Source organism: Shewanella mangrovisoli (assembly GCF_019457635.1).
Lineage (GTDB): Bacteria > Pseudomonadota > Gammaproteobacteria > Enterobacterales > Shewanellaceae > Shewanella > Shewanella mangrovisoli.
This window is the reverse complement of sequence record NZ_CP080412.1, coordinates 4478079-4494631: the sequence shown is the minus strand read 5'-3', so window position 1 is coordinate 4494631 and position 16553 is coordinate 4478079. Positions and strand designations below refer to the sequence as shown.

Annotated in this window: 9 protein-coding genes and 3 rRNA genes; 6 read left to right on the top strand and 6 right to left on the bottom strand. The window is 49.9% G+C overall.

The genetic code is table 11. The features are described 5' to 3' along the window. Positions 1 to 83: 83 nt before the first annotated feature. The 4 genes from K0H60_RS19555 to K0H60_RS19540 all read right to left on the bottom strand — a co-directional run bounded on the left by K0H60_RS19555 (position 84) and on the right by K0H60_RS19540 (position 3752). Positions 84 to 761, bottom strand: a complete 678-nt coding sequence (locus K0H60_RS19555) for a TorD/DmsD family molecular chaperone (RefSeq protein ID WP_011718641.1) — start codon at positions 759 to 761, stop codon at positions 84 to 86. 10 nt (positions 762 to 771) lie between these two features. Further along, positions 772 to 2433: a 4Fe-4S binding protein gene (locus K0H60_RS19550; protein ID WP_220058209.1), complete on the bottom strand. Its 1662-nt coding sequence runs from the start codon at positions 2431 to 2433 to the stop codon at positions 772 to 774. A 186-nt stretch (positions 2434 to 2619) separates the two neighbouring features. Beyond that, on the bottom strand, positions 2620 to 3288 hold the full coding sequence (locus K0H60_RS19545) for a DUF3306 domain-containing protein (protein ID WP_220056771.1): 669 nt from the start codon (positions 3286 to 3288) through the stop codon (positions 2620 to 2622). Then, complete coding sequence (locus K0H60_RS19540; protein ID WP_089068732.1) at positions 3288 to 3752, bottom strand: DUF3305 domain-containing protein; 465 nt, start codon at positions 3750 to 3752, stop codon at positions 3288 to 3290. The genes K0H60_RS19545 and K0H60_RS19540 overlap by 1 nt, the downstream gene beginning before the upstream one ends. A gap of 297 nt (positions 3753 to 4049) precedes the next feature. On the opposite strand from K0H60_RS19540, the gene K0H60_RS19535 reads away from it, so the two are divergent. The 6 genes from K0H60_RS19535 (at position 4050) to K0H60_RS19510 (ending at position 13146) form a co-directional block, all read left to right on the top strand. Further along, positions 4050 to 4946, top strand: a complete 897-nt coding sequence (locus K0H60_RS19535) for a formate dehydrogenase accessory sulfurtransferase FdhD (protein ID WP_220056770.1) — start codon at positions 4050 to 4052, stop codon at positions 4944 to 4946. A gap of 56 nt (positions 4947 to 5002) precedes the next feature. Continuing rightward, on the top strand, positions 5003 to 5908 hold the full coding sequence (locus tag K0H60_RS19530; RefSeq protein WP_220056769.1) for a substrate-binding domain-containing protein: 906 nt from the start codon (positions 5003 to 5005) through the stop codon (positions 5906 to 5908). Positions 5909 to 6627: 719 nt separating this feature from the next. Beyond that, positions 6628 to 8169: ribosomal RNA gene (locus K0H60_RS19525) — 16S ribosomal RNA — on the top strand. A gap of 309 nt (positions 8170 to 8478) precedes the next feature. Next, positions 8479 to 11367, top strand: a 23S ribosomal RNA gene (locus K0H60_RS19520). Between the two features lie 130 nt (positions 11368 to 11497). After that, positions 11498 to 11613: ribosomal RNA gene (rrf, locus tag K0H60_RS19515) — 5S ribosomal RNA — on the top strand. Together the 16S, 23S and 5S rRNA genes form the textbook arrangement of a ribosomal RNA operon. 258 nt (positions 11614 to 11871) lie before the next feature. After that, positions 11872 to 13146, top strand: a complete 1275-nt coding sequence (locus tag K0H60_RS19510) for a CinA family nicotinamide mononucleotide deamidase-related protein (RefSeq protein WP_220056768.1) — start codon at positions 11872 to 11874, stop codon at positions 13144 to 13146. A gap of 97 nt (positions 13147 to 13243) precedes the next feature. On the opposite strand, the gene K0H60_RS19505 is transcribed toward K0H60_RS19510, so the two are convergent. Further along, entirely contained in the window at positions 13244 to 13789 is a 546-nt protein-coding gene (locus K0H60_RS19505; RefSeq protein WP_220056767.1) for a YceB family lipoprotein, read from the bottom strand. Beyond that, the gene (gene ppc, locus K0H60_RS19500; RefSeq protein ID WP_023266415.1) at positions 13789 to 16458 is read right to left on the bottom strand and encodes a phosphoenolpyruvate carboxylase; all 2670 of its coding nucleotides are present in this window, start codon (positions 16456 to 16458) and stop codon (positions 13789 to 13791) included. Before ppc ends, K0H60_RS19505 begins: the two co-directional genes overlap by 1 nt. Between the last annotated feature and the right edge of the window lie 95 nt (positions 16459 to 16553).

The following is a 16553-nucleotide window of genomic DNA, read 5'->3' as shown; positions in this document are numbered from 1 at the left end:
AAAGGTGAACCTTAAGTCCACCTTTGCCTATCAAACTAAAACGCGATAGGCACTGAATCTGCGTATCGCCAACCGTTTTAAGTTTAGTTCATTAATTCCACTTGTTTTTCTAAATCGCTGGCGGCGGGTTGTAGCTCCGCACTGCCGGGGCAATTGACGGGAATGTCTAAACTCAGTTGCTCAAATTCGGTGGCTTCCATCTCGAAAAATGCCTTCGCAAGATGGGCAACTGTGGCATAAAACGCCGCGCTTGGGGCTTTGCTGACGGCGTCGCAGAAGCGTTGAATCCAACTGCCGATGTGGCGTTGATAGAATGCCAATTGACGGTAGCCTGGCGCTTCTAGGATCAAGATGCCCATAACTTCGCACAGCGCGGCCACATGATCCTCGGGTTCTTTGACGTTTTCTTCACGTTCAAAACCGAGTTGCATTAAGTCTTGGCGCAGCAGAGCTAAAGGCTTATCCATCAGTGAGCCCGTCATAAACCAACTGCCATAGGGTAGGATTTCGCCACAACCCACACCGAGGAACAGGGCAAAATACTCATCTTCTAATTGTTCACTGCTGAACTGCTGGGCGGCCAATTGCAGGGATAACCAAGCCTTGGTCATCTCATTGTCTTCATTGGCATCGATTTCAAGATTGGCCAAAAATTGCAGCAGTTCAGGGCTTGGATGGCGACGCAACAGGGCGGCCAACAGTTGATAGATATCGGCTCTCAACTGATCGTTTTCTGATACTTGTCTTACTGATTCGGTCATAGCGGATCTCTTATCGCAGTTGCTTTTCAGGATCTTGAAGAATGTCTTCAAACATGTCTTTTACCCGGCAATCGCCACACATTTTCAGTCGTTCAATATTGGCTGAGAATGCGCTGTGCGCGCCGACCATATCCAGCATCCGATGCACCATAGATTGGGTCGCAAAAGGAGAGCCGCAGCGAATACATTCGAATGGGGCTTCTTCTTTCAGGGTTTGTAATTGCTGACGAGCAGCTTTATCAAAGTTAATTTGTGGCGTCAGGCTGATGACCTTTTCAGGGCACGCCGCCTCACATAAGCCACATTGAACACAGTTTTGCTCAATAAAGTGTAGTGCAGGTTTGTCGCCACCATCTTGCAATGCCATGGTGGGGCAAATCGCCACGCAGGACATACACAGAGTACATTTCTCGACATTGACGCTGACTTTGCCGTAGGGGACGTTGTTGATACTTAAACTACTGTTGATTTCACCTGCCTGGCTGTTCAGATGGTCAATCGCGTCAAACAAGGTGTTACGTTTAGTGGTCGATGCAAAAGCGCCCGGCACAATCACCGGCCAATCGAGGCTGATATCGAGCAGCGGCTCTAAATTCGCCAGCATGCTTGGGTCGATAAGGCTCAGGCGCTGCGGTTGGCCGATTTCATCTAACATGCTGTTGGCTAAGGCGAGTTCACCTTTCAACATTTGCGTGAGCGTGGGAGCTGTCGCCTCGGTATTGAGGATTAACACTTGGCGTGCGCCCCAAGCCAAAGCCGCTAACCAATGGTCAATGCTGGCAACGGTGATTTCTTCTAGGGCAACGGGGAGTACATCCCCGGCTAAGTCGTCACCTATCAAGCTGGCGCCAACCGCATTGTCGTGGAACAGGATCACGGGCGCGGTTTGGGCTTGTTCGCGATAACGGTTGATAATCTTATTCAGGTAAGAATGCAGTGCCTGTGGCGTCGGTAAGTCGTAACCAATCGCACCCGTTGGGCAGGCGCTCGCACAGCTGCCCGCGCCGTGGCAGAGGTAAGGGTCGACCTCAATTTTCTTGGCGACACTGCTAATCGCATCGGCTGGGCAGAAGTTGAGGCAACGGTTACAGCCGTTGATGCCATTACGGTCATGGGCGCACAGGTCGGCATTGATTTTGACGTAACGGGGTTTATCAAATTGCCCCACTAGTTCGGGCAATTGCTCCAGCGCATCGGCCAGTTTGGCTTCGTCTTGACCGACATAGAAATAACCCGGTGGCAGCATCTCTAAATTCAAGCAAGGTGTGCTGCTTAAATCGAGAATCAAGTCGAAATGAGGTTTACGAATGGCGACAACACTCAATTCCGCCGCGCCATTTTGATGCTCAACGCTGACCTGAAATTGACCTAAAAATCCTTTAATGCCAATGAGTTTGTTGTAGTAGCTTTCAACATCCGTCGCTGCAGCCATCACCTGTTCAAGGTGGGTTTCATCTTGGCTGGTAATCGCTTCGTTAGCCAAAATCACACGGCTCGCCATAGTGGACAATTTGTCCGCCGCGAGGCGTGCCAGATCCTCTGGGCCAATAATTAGCACTGTGCCTTCAGTGGTGTAGCTCACTGTTGGCGGGATCAGATTCTGTAAAATCTGCGTTTGGGCTAACACATTTTGCCGCGCTTGTTTTAGCGCAAGCTGGGTTTGATTGGTCATCAAATGAGTGCTCACATTGCGTTCCTGAACAGTACTTTGGCTGCTCTTTTATAGCTGTTTTGCTGCAGATTTAGGCGGTGATTTGAGACTAAGTCATTGCCTTTTCTGCTTTTATCTAAGTTTTTATCCCTTAGTACAGCAATTCACATACCAAAGTTATGGACATAAAAATTAGCTAAACTGACATTAAACAACTGGCTTTTGCATCTGAGCGGCAGGCTCTGGTGCATTTTGGGGTAGGTCATCAGTCTCCCCATCCAAATTGTCCGTGATCTGAGTGTTTGCTAATTCGGTTTCGACATTACTGTTTTTTGATTCCATTGCATTTTCTGTATTCACCACCGCGTCGCTGGGGATTGAGGTCGGATCTTCGTCTGACTCTTCATTCTCTTTGGTGATAAAACGGAATACTTTTTGAGCCAACTCGGCAGAGACCTCAGGCGTCAGCTTTGGCTGATTACTGTAGTCGAGCGCATATTCCAAGAGACCATCTATCTCATTGAAATGTGGCTGTTTCCACAAGGCTCGTAGCGCCGCTGTTTTGGCCGCAGGGTCAACATTGGCTCCCATAAACTTAGCAAAGCTGCCACCAATCTCAATTTCTTCGGGATTGGGTAGTTCTTCCGCGGTGAGGAGGCGATTGGGATTCTCATCGGTTTGTGGGAGGGGATCCTGAGGTTCAGAAGTCGGCGCGGCTGCCGCAACCACAGTTGGCTCAACAGGGGTATTTAAGTTTGCTTCCGCAGTTTTTTCGGCCGTTTGAGCTGCAAGTGCGGCTTCTTCGGCGGCGACCTGCTCTCGGCGCTGGGTCCAACGGCTAAAAAAGCCGTTTGCCTTTGGGGTTGAGTCAGCCATTAGTCCCTCCGCAATGGGTCGCGGCTAGGGCCTTGATTTTTACGGTGGTCGACATGCTTGCGACGATATGCGGCGATTTCAACTTCGCCGTATTGGGTGATAAAGGCTTCAATCCAGCAGGCGATCGCCTCGGGCATCAGCATGTTGATAACGGGGGTGTTGCCTTCAAGGCAGCCTGCCGCCACGTTTTGATCCGCCGAGAGTAGCGCGGGTACCCAAGTGCCATCTGCCATTTCATCGCAGACCAAGTACAGCATGGCATTGTCCATGTCGAGGTTGATGCGATAGCTGGCGCGCTCATCTTTGTGCAGTTCGAGCAGCACTAAGGTCGCGCCTTCGGGGGCGTCGTGGGTAGCAGGTAGCAGGTGATCGATTTCCCATTGTACCGAGGTCCAACGGCCCATTTGTTTCTCTACTTTTTTGAGCGAAACGTACATTGGCCAAACACTAGTGGTATGTTGCATTGTCTCTCCGTTTCAGCCGAGAGGGGGCGAACCTGAGCGAACGGTTCTCTTTCCCCTACTGATTGCGATAAAAGGTCACTGCAATATTAATGCCATTAAACAGGGGGGATTTGTTTGAGGTGGATCATCAAAACAAGGGTAAATTTAGGACATTTTGTCTAATTGGTCATTTTGTCTGGGACATTTACGCCCACTGGAATATTCATAATTGCGACGGATCACGCATTTAGCCCAGAGTTTCATACCTAGGTATAAATATTGCTATGCTGATGCCATCACACGTAAAGCGGTAACATTATGATTTCTGATAATAGTTCTAATATTGCTCAGCAAGCACAGCCCAATGACCCTCCATCGTCAGCGAAACCAGCCTTCACTTTCGTGAAAACCCAGGCTGAAGTGCCGTTAACGATTGCCGTCAAAGCCGTAGACGAATCGGGCGAAGTGATCGATAAGCATGTTGCCTGTGAGCGACCTTTAACGGTTTACCTGAACTGGCGTCCGATTGTGACCCTGATGACCTTAGGGGCTAAACCTGAGTCGCTTGCGTTAGGTTATCTTAAAAATCAGGGCTTTATTTCCGATGTCAGCCAGTTGGATTCAGTGATTGTCGACTGGAATGTGAACTCCGCCGCCGTGTTATCCCGTGAACAAACCGCCGATATCGAGCAAAAACTATCGGAAAAAACCGTGACCTCAGGCTGTGGCCAAGGAACAGTTTATGGCAGTTTTATGCAGGATTTAGATGATATCCAGCTGCCCACGCCAAGCCTTAAGCAGAGTACGCTCTACAGTTTGCTTAAAAATATCAATGAATATAATGACACTTATAAGAATGCCGGCGCCGTTCATGGCTGTGGTGTTTGCGAAAACGACCAAATTCTTGCCTTCGTAGAAGATGTAGGGCGCCACAATGCCGTGGACACCTTAGCGGGTGATATGTGGTTGGCTCAGGATCGGGGCGATAACAAGATTTTCTATACCACGGGGCGACTCACCTCGGAGATGGTGATCAAGGTTGCCAAAATGGGGATACCCGTATTGCTATCGCGCAGTGGCGTGACGCAAATGGGGCTAGAGCTTGCGCAGCAGCTGGGTATCACCATTATTGCCCGAGCGAAAGGGCGCCATTTCTTGATCTATCACGGTAGTGAAAATATCGAATTTGATGCGAATACCACTGCAGGCAAATAAGCTGCTAATGATGGTATCGGTTGAATTTAGAAGAGATAGGACGACAAGGATATAAGATGACATCCGCCAGTGAATTGATTTACATGAGCGCGAAGCAGGTTGCTGAGTATTTAGATCTGAACGAGAAGAAAGTCTACGCTATGGCGAATGACCGAATTCTGCCTGCAACGAAAATCACCGGTAAATGGCTATTCCCTAAGGTTCTAATTGACCGTTGGGTGATGGACTCCTGCCACAGCGGTATGTTAACCGACCGGCTCTTGATCACTGGCAGCGATGATCCTCTGCTTTCTATGTTAGTGGCGCGCTTGATGGCACAGGTGGGTAGCCGCGAACTGATCAGTTACAGCGCAACGGGCTCACGTCTTGGGCTAGAGCTATTAGCAAAGGGCTATGCCGACGTTTGTACTCTGCACTGGGGTAGTATGGAGGATAGGAATATCCGTCATCCAGCCTTACTTAAAGGTTATCAGAACCACCAACAATGGATCATGGTGCATGGTTATTCCCGCCAGCAAGGCTTGATCATGCGTACCGATATGCACCACAGATGCCAAGAAGAGGATAAGGTACTCACCTTACCCTGGCGTTGGGTCAGCCGCCAAGGTGGTGCTGGTAGCCAGCAACATTTAGAACAATGGCTATTAAAGCAAGGGGCACGTTTAGATCAACTCAATGTGGTGCTAACGGCCTATAGCGAGCGTGAACTTGCAGGGTATATTGCACGGGGTGATGCCGACATTGGTTTCGGTTGCCAATCCGTTGCCCTAGAGAGCGGCTTAAGCTTCGTGCCACTCGTCAAAGAGTCCTTCGACTTTGTGATGCCGCAAAGCATTTACTTCCGCAGACAACTGCAGCAGCTCTTTACAATGCTGAGCAGCGGGCATACGCGCCAAATGGCCACGTTATTAGGTGGATACGATCTTACCGATTGCGGGCAGTTACTGTGGAGTGCTAACTAACACCACAAGTAAGCGCGCGTTGCACGACCTTATACTTTTATATAGCAATATAAGTATAAGGTCGCGACTTCCTCTATTTACCTTTTCTATCCTCATTGCCGAATTTCATCTTTATTCCTTCTTTAATATTGCAACCACGCGTCTGTATTGAGTGATAAATCGTTTCACTTAGCGATTTTGAGCCGCACTCAGTGGTGATAAATACAGCGGTTGTGGATAACTATGGGTATAACTCGTGGGTAGCTTGTGCCTAGCTTGGGTGTAAAAAGGCATTTGAAAAATAATGCAAAAAACTTCAAAAAAGCCCTTGCACAAAAGTTTTCGGTGCCTATAATGCGCATCCACTGACACGGCAGACAGCGAGAGCGAATGCGGTATCAGTGCGAATCGAATGCAAAATGTGCAGTTGATTCGAAAGCGCCAAGAAGTTTTTAAAAACGCCTTGACGCGACAAGGGAAATGCGTAGAATACGCAGCCCTGACCCGCTGAGCGGTAACGCGAAGTGAGTGGTCAAATGCTCTTTAACAATCTAAACAAGAAATCTGTGTGGACACTCACAGGTGTTGAGTTAATCGAAATTACTCTGTCGTTTGGCGAGTAATCAAAATTTACATCAATGAATGAGTGTTCATAGCAATATGTACAGTTTGTTTTGACTTTCGGGTTGAAACGACAAATCAGAATTCATTGAGCCGAACCTTAGGGTTCACAAAACTTTTAATTGAAGAGTTTGATCATGGCTCAGATTGAACGCTGGCGGCAGGCCTAACACATGCAAGTCGAGCGGCAGCACAAGGGAGTTTACTCCTGAGGTGGCGAGCGGCGGACGGGTGAGTAATGCCTAGGGATCTGCCCAGTCGTGGGGGATAACAGTTGGAAACGACTGCTAATACCGCATACGCCCTACGGGGGAAAGGAGGGGACCTTCGGGCCTTCCGCGATTGGATGAACCTAGGTGGGATTAGCTAGTTGGTGAGGTAATGGCTCACCAAGGCGACGATCCCTAGCTGTTCTGAGAGGATGATCAGCCACACTGGGACTGAGACACGGCCCAGACTCCTACGGGAGGCAGCAGTGGGGAATATTGCACAATGGGGGAAACCCTGATGCAGCCATGCCGCGTGTGTGAAGAAGGCCTTCGGGTTGTAAAGCACTTTCAGTAGGGAGGAAAGGTTGTAAGTTAATACCTTGCAGCTGTGACGTTACCTACAGAAGAAGGACCGGCTAACTCCGTGCCAGCAGCCGCGGTAATACGGAGGGTCCAAGCGTTAATCGGAATTACTGGGCGTAAAGCGTGCGCAGGCGGTTTGTTAAGCGAGATGTGAAAGCCCCGGGCTCAACCTGGGAATTGCATTTCGAACTGGCAAACTAGAGTCTTGTAGAGGGGGTAGAATTCCAGGTGTAGCGGTGAAATGCGTAGAGATCTGGAGGAATACCGGTGGCGAAGGCGGCCCCCTGGACAAAGACTGACGCTCAGGCACGAAAGCGTGGGGAGCAAACAGGATTAGATACCCTGGTAGTCCACGCCGTAAACGATGTCTACTCGGAGTTTGGTGTCTTGAACACTGGGCTCTCAAGCTAACGCATTAAGTAGACCGCCTGGGGAGTACGGCCGCAAGGTTAAAACTCAAATGAATTGACGGGGGCCCGCACAAGCGGTGGAGCATGTGGTTTAATTCGATGCAACGCGAAGAACCTTACCTACTCTTGACATCCAGAGAATTCGCTAGAGATAGCTTAGTGCCTTCGGGAACTCTGAGACAGGTGCTGCATGGCTGTCGTCAGCTCGTGTTGTGAAATGTTGGGTTAAGTCCCGCAACGAGCGCAACCCCTATCCTTATTTGCCAGCGCGTAATGGCGGGAACTCTAGGGAGACTGCCGGTGATAAACCGGAGGAAGGTGGGGACGACGTCAAGTCATCATGGCCCTTACGAGTAGGGCTACACACGTGCTACAATGGCGAGTACAGAGGGTTGCAAAGCCGCGAGGTGGAGCTAATCTCACAAAGCTCGTCGTAGTCCGGATTGGAGTCTGCAACTCGACTCCATGAAGTCGGAATCGCTAGTAATCGTGGATCAGAATGCCACGGTGAATACGTTCCCGGGCCTTGTACACACCGCCCGTCACACCATGGGAGTGGGCTGCAAAAGAAGTGGGTAGCTTAACCTTCGGGAGGGCGCTCACCACTTTGTGGTTCATGACTGGGGTGAAGTCGTAACAAGGTAGCCCTAGGGGAACCTGGGGCTGGATCACCTCCTTACCTATACGACTAACTCGATGTTTGTTGAGTGTTCACACAGATGGCTTGTTGAACTTCTCGAAAGGGAAGGGAGAGCGAAATGCACCGCTTGCCGGTAAGCATTGTTCTTTAACAATTTGGAAAGCTGATAGTAATTAATACAATGATGTCTGTCGTTGTGTTAATACGAAAAATTGAGTTCTTAAAACACTTTTTAAGTGTCTTGAATATTCAAGTCTAAGGCGAGTCCATCTTCTTGGTCGAAGATGAGACAAGTAAAACCAGCTGGTCGCAACGGCTCAAGTGATGTGAAACTCATTTGGGTTGTATGGTTAAGCGACTAAGCGTATACGGTGGATGCCTTGGCAGTCAGAGGCGATGAAGGACGTAGTAACTTGCGAAAAGCGTTGGCGAGCTAGTAACAAGCATTTGAGCTAACGATGTCCGAATGGGGGAACCCGGCCGCATAAGCGGTCATCGTAACGTGAATACATAGCGTTGCGAGGCAAACGAGGGGAACTGAAACATCTAAGTACCCTTAGGAAAAGAAATCAACCGAGATTCCCCTAGTAGCGGCGAGCGAACGGGGATTAGCCCTTAAGTCAGAGGGGTGTTAGTGGAATGGTCTGGAAAGTCCAGCGGCACAGGGTGATAGCCCCGTACACGAAAACTAACCTTTGATGAAAACGAGTAAGGCGGGACACGTGATATCCTGTTTGAATATGGGGGGACCATCCTCCAAGGCTAAATACTCCTGACTGACCGATAGTGAACCAGTACCGTGAGGGAAAGGCGAAAAGAACCCCTGTGAGGGGAGTGAAATAGAACCTGAAACCGTATACGTACAAGCAGTGGGAGCGGTTCTTGAGACCGTGACTGCGTACCTTTTGTATAATGGGTCAGCGACTTACGTTTTGTAGCGAGGTTAAGCGAATAGCGGAGCCGTAGGGAAACCGAGTGTTAACTGCGCGTTTAGTTGCAAGGCGTAGACCCGAAACCCGGTGATCTAGCCATGGGCAGGTTGAAGGTTGAGTAACATCAACTGGAGGACCGAACCGACTAATGTTGAAAAATTAGCGGATGACTTGTGGCTGGGGGTGAAAGGCCAATCAAACCGGGAGATATCTGGTTCTCCTCGAAAGCTATTTAGGTAGCGCCTCGGACGAACACCTTTGGGGGTAGAGCACTGTTAAGGCTAGGGGTCATCCCGACTTACCAACCCTTTGCAAACTCCGAATACCAAAGAGTGCTATCCGGGAGACAGACGGCGGGTGCTAACGTCCGTCGTCAAAAGGGAAACAACCCAGACCGTCAGCTAAGGTCCCAAAGTGTATGTTAAGTGGGAAACGATGTGGGAAGGCTTAGACAGCTAGGATGTTGGCTTAGAAGCAGCCATCATTTAAAGAAAGCGTAATAGCTCACTAGTCGAGTCGGCCTGCGCGGAAGATGTAACGGGCTAAACATACCACCGAAGCTACGGGTGCAATTCATTAGAGTTGCGCGGTAGAGGAGCGTTCTGTAAGCCGTTGAAGGTGAAGGGGTAACCCACACTGGAGGTATCAGAAGTGCGAATGCTGACATGAGTAACGATAAAGGGGTGAAAAACCCCTCGCCGAAAGACCAAGGGTTCCTGTCCAACGTTAATCGGGGCAGGGTGAGTCGACCCCTAAGGCGAGGCCGAAAGGCGTAGTCGATGGGAAACAGATTAATATTTCTGTACTTCCGCTAACTGCGATGGAGAGACGGAGAAGGCTAGGCTAGCGCGGCGTTGGTAGTCCGCGTTTAAGGTGGTAGGTGGGTGACTTAGGCAAATCCGGGTCACTATACACTGAGAGCTGATGACGAGGTCCTAAGGGACTGAAGTAGTTGATGCCATGCTTCCAGGAAAATCTTCTAAGCTTCAGGTTAGCGGGAATCGTACCCCAAACCGACACAGGTGGTCGGGTAGAGAATACCAAGGCGCTTGAGAGAACTCGGCTGAAGGAACTAGGCAAAATGGTACCGTAACTTCGGGAGAAGGTACGCTGCTGTTGGTGATGGGACTTGCTCCCTAAGCTGACGGCAGTCGCAGATACCAGGTGGCTGCAACTGTTTATCAAAAACACAGCACTGTGCAAAATCGCAAGATGACGTATACGGTGTGACGCCTGCCCGGTGCCGGAAGGTTAATTGATTGGGTTATCGCAAGAGAAGCTCATGATCGAAGCCCCGGTAAACGGCGGCCGTAACTATAACGGTCCTAAGGTAGCGAAATTCCTTGTCGGGTAAGTTCCGACCTGCACGAATGGCGTAATGATGGCCACGCTGTCTCCAGCCGAGACTCAGTGAAGTTGAAATTGCGGTGAAGATGCCGTATACCCGCGGCTAGACGGAAAGACCCCGTGAACCTTTACTATAGCTTGGCACTGAACATTGACCCTACATGTGTAGGATAGGTGGGAGACTTTGAAGCGGGAACGCTAGTTCTCGTGGAGTCGTCCTTGAAATACCACCCTTGTAGTGTTGATGTTCTAACTTGGGCCCCTAATCGGGGTTAAGGACAGTGCCTGGTGGGTAGTTTGACTGGGGCGGTCTCCTCCCAAAGAGTAACGGAGGAGCACGAAGGTTGGCTAAGTACGGTCGGACATCGTACGGTTAGTGCAATGGCATAAGCCAGCTTAACTGCGAGACAGACACGTCGAGCAGGTACGAAAGTAGGTCATAGTGATCCGGTGGTTCTGAATGGAAGGGCCATCGCTCAACGGATAAAAGGTACTCCGGGGATAACAGGCTGATACCGCCCAAGAGTTCATATCGACGGCGGTGTTTGGCACCTCGATGTCGGCTCATCACATCCTGGGGCTGAAGTCGGTCCCAAGGGTATGGCTGTTCGCCATTTAAAGTGGTACGCGAGCTGGGTTCAGAACGTCGTGAGACAGTTCGGTCCCTATCTGCCGTGGGCGTTGGATGATTGAGGGGAGTTGCTCCTAGTACGAGAGGACCGGAGTGAACGAACCGCTGGTGTTCGGGTTGTCATGCCAATGGCATTGCCCGGTAGCTATGTTCGGAATCGATAACCGCTGAAAGCATCTAAGCGGGAAGCGAGCCCCAAGATGAGTCATCCCTTGGACTTTAAGTCCACTAAAGAGCCGTTCGAGACTAGGACGTTGATAGGTCAGGTGTGTAAGCGTTGTGAGGCGTTGAGCTAACTGATACTAATGACTCGAGAGGCTTAACCATACAACCCAGATGGGTTTTGCTAAGAGTACTTAGCTTGAATACAAACACTTAAGAAGTGTAACTCAAACCAGCTTTCCGAATTAATTTACTGCCTGCATGAGATAAGACGGGTAAGTGAATAACAAATTTGCTTGGTGACAATAGCATTGTGGTCCCACCTGATCCCATCCCGAACTCAGAAGTGAAACGCAATCGCGCCGATGGTAGTGTGGGGTCTCCCCATGTGAGAGTAGGTCATCGCCAAGCGCCTAATTAAACAATGAAGCCAGCTGCATAAGCTGGCTTTTTTGCTTTTGGCGTTTGCCATTTTAGATTGTGATTTTGAAATCATTCATTTCAATTTTCACCCTCTTTAACTCGCACATTCCTAATGTGCGCTAAATCGCGACTTGTAACCTTATTTCCTTCACGCTACAGAACCCGACCTCCGATAGTGGCTCTTGCTATTACTTCAGAGGTTACTTACCTTATGCAGTAATTTATTGGGGTAGCTAAGGATCTATGATGAAGTTAGAGATGATTTGTACTGGGGAAGAGGTGCTGTCGGGTCAGATTGTTGATACTAACGCGGCCTGGTTTGCCAGCACTATGATGGAGCATGGCATTGAGATCCAACGACGAGTGACCGTGGGGGATCGCCTCGAGGACTTAATTGCGGTTTTCCAAGAGCGTAGCTTGCATGCCGATGTCATCTTAGTAAATGGCGGATTGGGGCCTACCAGTGATGATATGTCTGCCGAGGCAATGGCTAAGGCCAAGGGAGAGTCTCTGGTTGAGAATCGCGAGTGGCGCCAACGTTTAGAAGATTGGTTTACGCGCAATAATCGCGAGATGCCAGTGAGTAATTTAAAGCAGGCGATGCTGCCTGAGTCTGCAGTGATGGTAGACAACCCTGTCGGTACGGCCTGTGGATTTAGAGTGAAGTTGAATCGAGCCTGGTTATTCTTCACTCCTGGTGTGCCATTTGAACTCAAACATATGGTGAAGGAACAATTTATTCCTTTTATCCGTGAAGAGTTTGACCTCGACGCTAAGGTGGCATTGAAGAAGTTGCTGACTATAGGTCATGGCGAGTCTTCCCTTGCCGACAAAATTGAGCCACTGGAGTTGCCTGAGGGGATTACTATTGGTTATCGCTCCTCCATGCCGCATATTGAAATCAAGATCTTTGCCCGCGGTGAGAAGGCGATTGCTTTGCTGCCACGGGTGACTGGGCACATCAAGATGGTGCTAGGTACTGCGGTTGTCGCCGAAGATAAAGCGACGCTTGCCGAGGAAATCCATGCTAAGTTACTGAATTCTGGATTGACCTTGAGTGTTGCCGAGTCTTGCACGGGTGGGATGATTACCAGCCAATTAGTCGACTTCCCGGGCAGTTCTTCCTATTTGCAACACGGTCTGGTGACTTACAGTAATGAGTCTAAGGTGCGAGTGTTAGGAGTTAATCCTGCAACCTTAGACGATCACGGCGCTGTCTCTATTCCCACGGTCGAAGAAATGGCTAAGGGTGCGCGTGCTATTTTAGACAGTGATTTTGCCTTAGCAACCAGTGGGATAGCGGGACCTGATGGTGGAACCGAAGAAAAGCCCGTCGGTACTGTCGCAATTGCCTTGGCAACCCGCAGTGGCGTCTACAGCCAAATGATAAAACTGCCGCGACGTTCACGGGATTTAGTGCGTAGCTTAAGTGCGGCGGTGGCCTACGATATGTTAAGGCGTGAATTACTCACCGAAGCTGTGATTGTGGATTACCAGTCGATAGGGCGTTTCAGCAAGTAACTTTTGGATACTTAAGGGTTTTAGTCAGTCTAGCTGGATTAATAAAAATGCTCCCTCGGGAGCATTTTTTATGACGAATGGTTTGCAACACAAGCCGCTATTTAGTGAATTTAAGGACTAATTTGCCAGGAACTACTTGAATGCTCTCGGTCATCTTGGCCATCAGCGCCTGATTACTGTCCTTCGTATCGAGCACATAAACAGGCTGATTCTCGAGGAAATGCCTTAAGTAGCTCATAACCTGTGGCGTCGCGCTACTGATGGCCTTTTCGATATCCTTAGGCGTTGATTCGACTTTCACCAATTCAAGCTGGCGTAGGTAGACGCTGTGGGTGGCAGTGTCATACCAAGGCTTGGCCTCAAAGGTGGTTGAAAGTTGCGCTTTCAACGGAAAAATAGGATTAGTGATGGACACTTGAGTGGCCGCACTTACGCTCATAGTGTCAGGCTTTTCGCCGAGTCTGACACTGATGTCGTTAATGCGCACTTGCGCGCCCACCAGTTGATTACCTTGTTTCACCTCAAAATGGATCTCTTTGCTGAGATACTGCTCCATTTCATGCTCGCTGATACTGTACTGCGTGACGCAGCCGCCAAGCAGTACAGATAATCCCAAGCAAAGGCTAAGCGTGAGTTCTTTCATTAACCTGTGTTTCTCATACCCGCCGCGACACCGGCAATCGTCAGCATTAAGGCGAGTTGCACGTGTTCGGAAGCGGGAGCTTCGGTTGTTTCCTTGCGGGTACGAGCCAATAACTCGGTCTGCAGGAAGTTTAATGGATCGATATAGGGATTGCGCAGTTTGACTGATTCGCGATTCCACGGTGTATGCGCCATTAAGGTATCTGATTTAGTCAGCTCCAGCACCACTTTAATGCCGAGATCTAAACGCTGGCGTAAAGTTTCGCCTAAGTGATGTAGATTGGTCGGTACTAAGCAGGTTTCATAGTAACGCGCCAAGTTAGGTTCTGCCTTGGCGTATACCATCTCCAGCATGGAAATCCGTGTGCTAAAGAAGGGCCATTCGCGCTCCATATCCTGTAGCAAGCCCATTTCGCCACGTTGGCAGGCAGCCTGTAATGCTTCACCGGCGCCGAGCCATGCTGGCAACATTAAGCGGTTTTGTGACCAAGCAAAAATCCAAGGAATGGCACGTAAGCTCTCGATACCACCATCGACACGGCGTTTGGCTGGGCGACTACCTAATGGTAGTTTGCCCAGTTCAACTTCCGGTGTGGCTGCACGGAAATAAGGCACAAAATCAGGCTCTTCACGGACAATACCGCGGTAAGCACTCACTGACTCCTCTGCAATTCGCTCCATACAATTGCGCCATTCCTGCTTAGGCTCGGGCGGCGGAAGCAAGGTCGCTTCTAACACCGCTGAGGTGTACAGGGCTAAGCTTTGCACCGCCAATTTAGGCAGGCCGAACTTAAAGCGGATCATCTCACCTTGCTCGGTGACGCGAATACGACCATCAACTGAACCGGGCGGTTGTGACAGAATCGCTTTGTGAGCTGGGCCGCCGCCGCGACCAATACTGCCACCACGACCATGGAACAGCGTCAACTTAACGCCAGCCTGTTTACAGACGGCGACTAACTGCTCCTGTGCACGGTATTGCGCCCAAGCGGCTGCCATTACACCCGCGTCTTTGGCCGAGTCAGAATAGCCGATCATCACCTCTTGCATACCTTTGGTGTAACCACGGTACCAGTCGATATCGAGCAGTGCGGTAATGCACTCGGCGGCGTTATTTAAGTCGCTTAAGGTTTCAAATAGCGGCACAACGCGCATTGGGTGAGTGCAGCCAGTTTCTTTGAGCAGCAATAATACGGTTAATACATCTGAAGGTTTACTCGCCATGGAGATCACATAGGAGCCCAAGGCCTTCGCCGGATGCTTAGCAATTAAGCGGCAAGTGTTAAGCACTTCGGCTACGTCGGCGGAAGGTTGCCAGTTGCTTGGGATCAGCGGACGACGGTTACTGAGTTCACGCAGTAAGAAGGCTTGTTTTTCAGTTTCATCCCAATGGTTAAAGTCCCCCATACCCAAATAGCGGGTTAATTCTGCAAGGACATCGCAGTGACGGCCTGCATCTTGGCGAATGTCGAGCCTTAACATATGGATGCCAAAACAAGCGAGACGGCGCAGAATGTCGAGTAGTAAACCGTTAGCAATCAAACGCATGCCGCAGTCACATAAACTCTTATACAGCATTTCTAGCGGCGCTTTCAGGTCGCTTTCTTGCCAAATCAGCGTCGATTTATCCACTTCAGGATTATGGCCCTCGATGCGGGCGTTTAAGTAGTCGATGGTGTCGCGCAGTTTTTGTCTTAATGAACGCAGCACAAAACGATAGGGTTCACAGCTATTGTTGGTAAACGCCATCAGCTCGCTGTTGGCTTCTTCCATCGATAACTCGCCAACCAGCAACACTATATCCTTGAGGAATAAACGGGCGGCGGCATGGCGATTACGATCTAACACTTCTTGGGTGACTTTGGCAGTCACAAAGGGGTTGCCGTCGCGATCGCCACCCATCCAGCTTGAGAAGCGCACTGGCGCGATATCGATAGGCAATTGCTGGCCAGTGCGATCTTGCACTTGATCGTTGAGCTGCCTTAAAAAGTCGGGAACAGCATGCCAGAGAGATTCTTCAATGGTGGACAATCCCCAGCGGGCTTCATCCACTGGTGTTGGGCGTTCACGGCGAATTTCATTGGTGTGCCAGATCTGGGCGATTAACTGGCGCAGACGCAGGTTAATTTGGCGGCGCTCTCTGTCCGACAGTTGATTGTTTTCTTGCTCGGCGAGGCAATCCACAATCGCAGCATATTTTTGGATCAGTGTGCGGCGAGAGATTTCCGTTGGATGCGCTGTGAGGACTAAGTCGATATCCAGCGTCTTTAAGCAATCCAACATCTTGGTTTGATCGATACGGCCATTAAGCATGCGGCCAAGCAACTGTTCGACCGGATCCGGTACGCAAACCAGTTCATCGCAGTTACGGCTAATAGTATGAAATTGTTCGGATAAGTTTGCTAAGTTGAGGAATTGGTTGAAGGCTTTGGCAAAAGGCACTAACTCTTCATCGGGGAGTGCGGTGAGCAGTTCTAGCATTTGCTCCCGTGCCGCTTCATCGCCACGGCGGGAGTCTTTTGCGAGTTTACGAATTTGCTCAACCTTCTCGAGGAATGAATCACCGAGGTGGGTGCGCATCGTATCGCCCAAGATCTGCCCTAACATACTCACGTTCGATCTTAACGACGCATACATGTCGGTCACATTGTCTGCCACATTACCTGCCATAGTTACTCCGAATAGAAAAACATAAAAATCCGCAATATACCCAAATAACCTGTAGGTGATGAGAATCCTATCTTCAGGTCGCTTGGGTATATAGC

Excerpts from the sequence above, each read along its gene's own strand:
- K0H60_RS19510 (WP_220056768.1), top strand. The coding sequence starts at position 11,872 with ATGAAGTTAGAGATGATTTGTACTGGGGAAGAGGTGCTGTCGGGTCAG.
- K0H60_RS19555 (WP_011718641.1), bottom strand. The coding sequence starts at position 761 with ATGACCGAATCAGTAAGACAAGTATCAGAAAACGATCAGTTGAGAGCC.
- K0H60_RS19505 (WP_220056767.1), bottom strand. The coding sequence starts at position 13,789 with ATGAAAGAACTCACGCTTAGCCTTTGCTTGGGATTATCTGTACTGCTT.
- K0H60_RS19535 (WP_220056770.1), top strand. The coding sequence starts at position 4,050 with ATGATTTCTGATAATAGTTCTAATATTGCTCAGCAAGCACAGCCCAAT.
- ppc (WP_023266415.1), bottom strand. The coding sequence starts at position 16,458 with ATGGCAGGTAATGTGGCAGACAATGTGACCGACATGTATGCGTCGTTA.
- K0H60_RS19540 (WP_089068732.1), bottom strand. The coding sequence starts at position 3,752 with ATGCAACATACCACTAGTGTTTGGCCAATGTACGTTTCGCTCAAAAAA.
- K0H60_RS19550 (WP_220058209.1), bottom strand. The coding sequence starts at position 2,433 with ATGACCAATCAAACCCAGCTTGCGCTAAAACAAGCGCGGCAAAATGTG.
- K0H60_RS19545 (WP_220056771.1), bottom strand. The coding sequence starts at position 3,288 with ATGGCTGACTCAACCCCAAAGGCAAACGGCTTTTTTAGCCGTTGGACC.
- K0H60_RS19530 (WP_220056769.1), top strand. The coding sequence starts at position 5,003 with ATGACATCCGCCAGTGAATTGATTTACATGAGCGCGAAGCAGGTTGCT.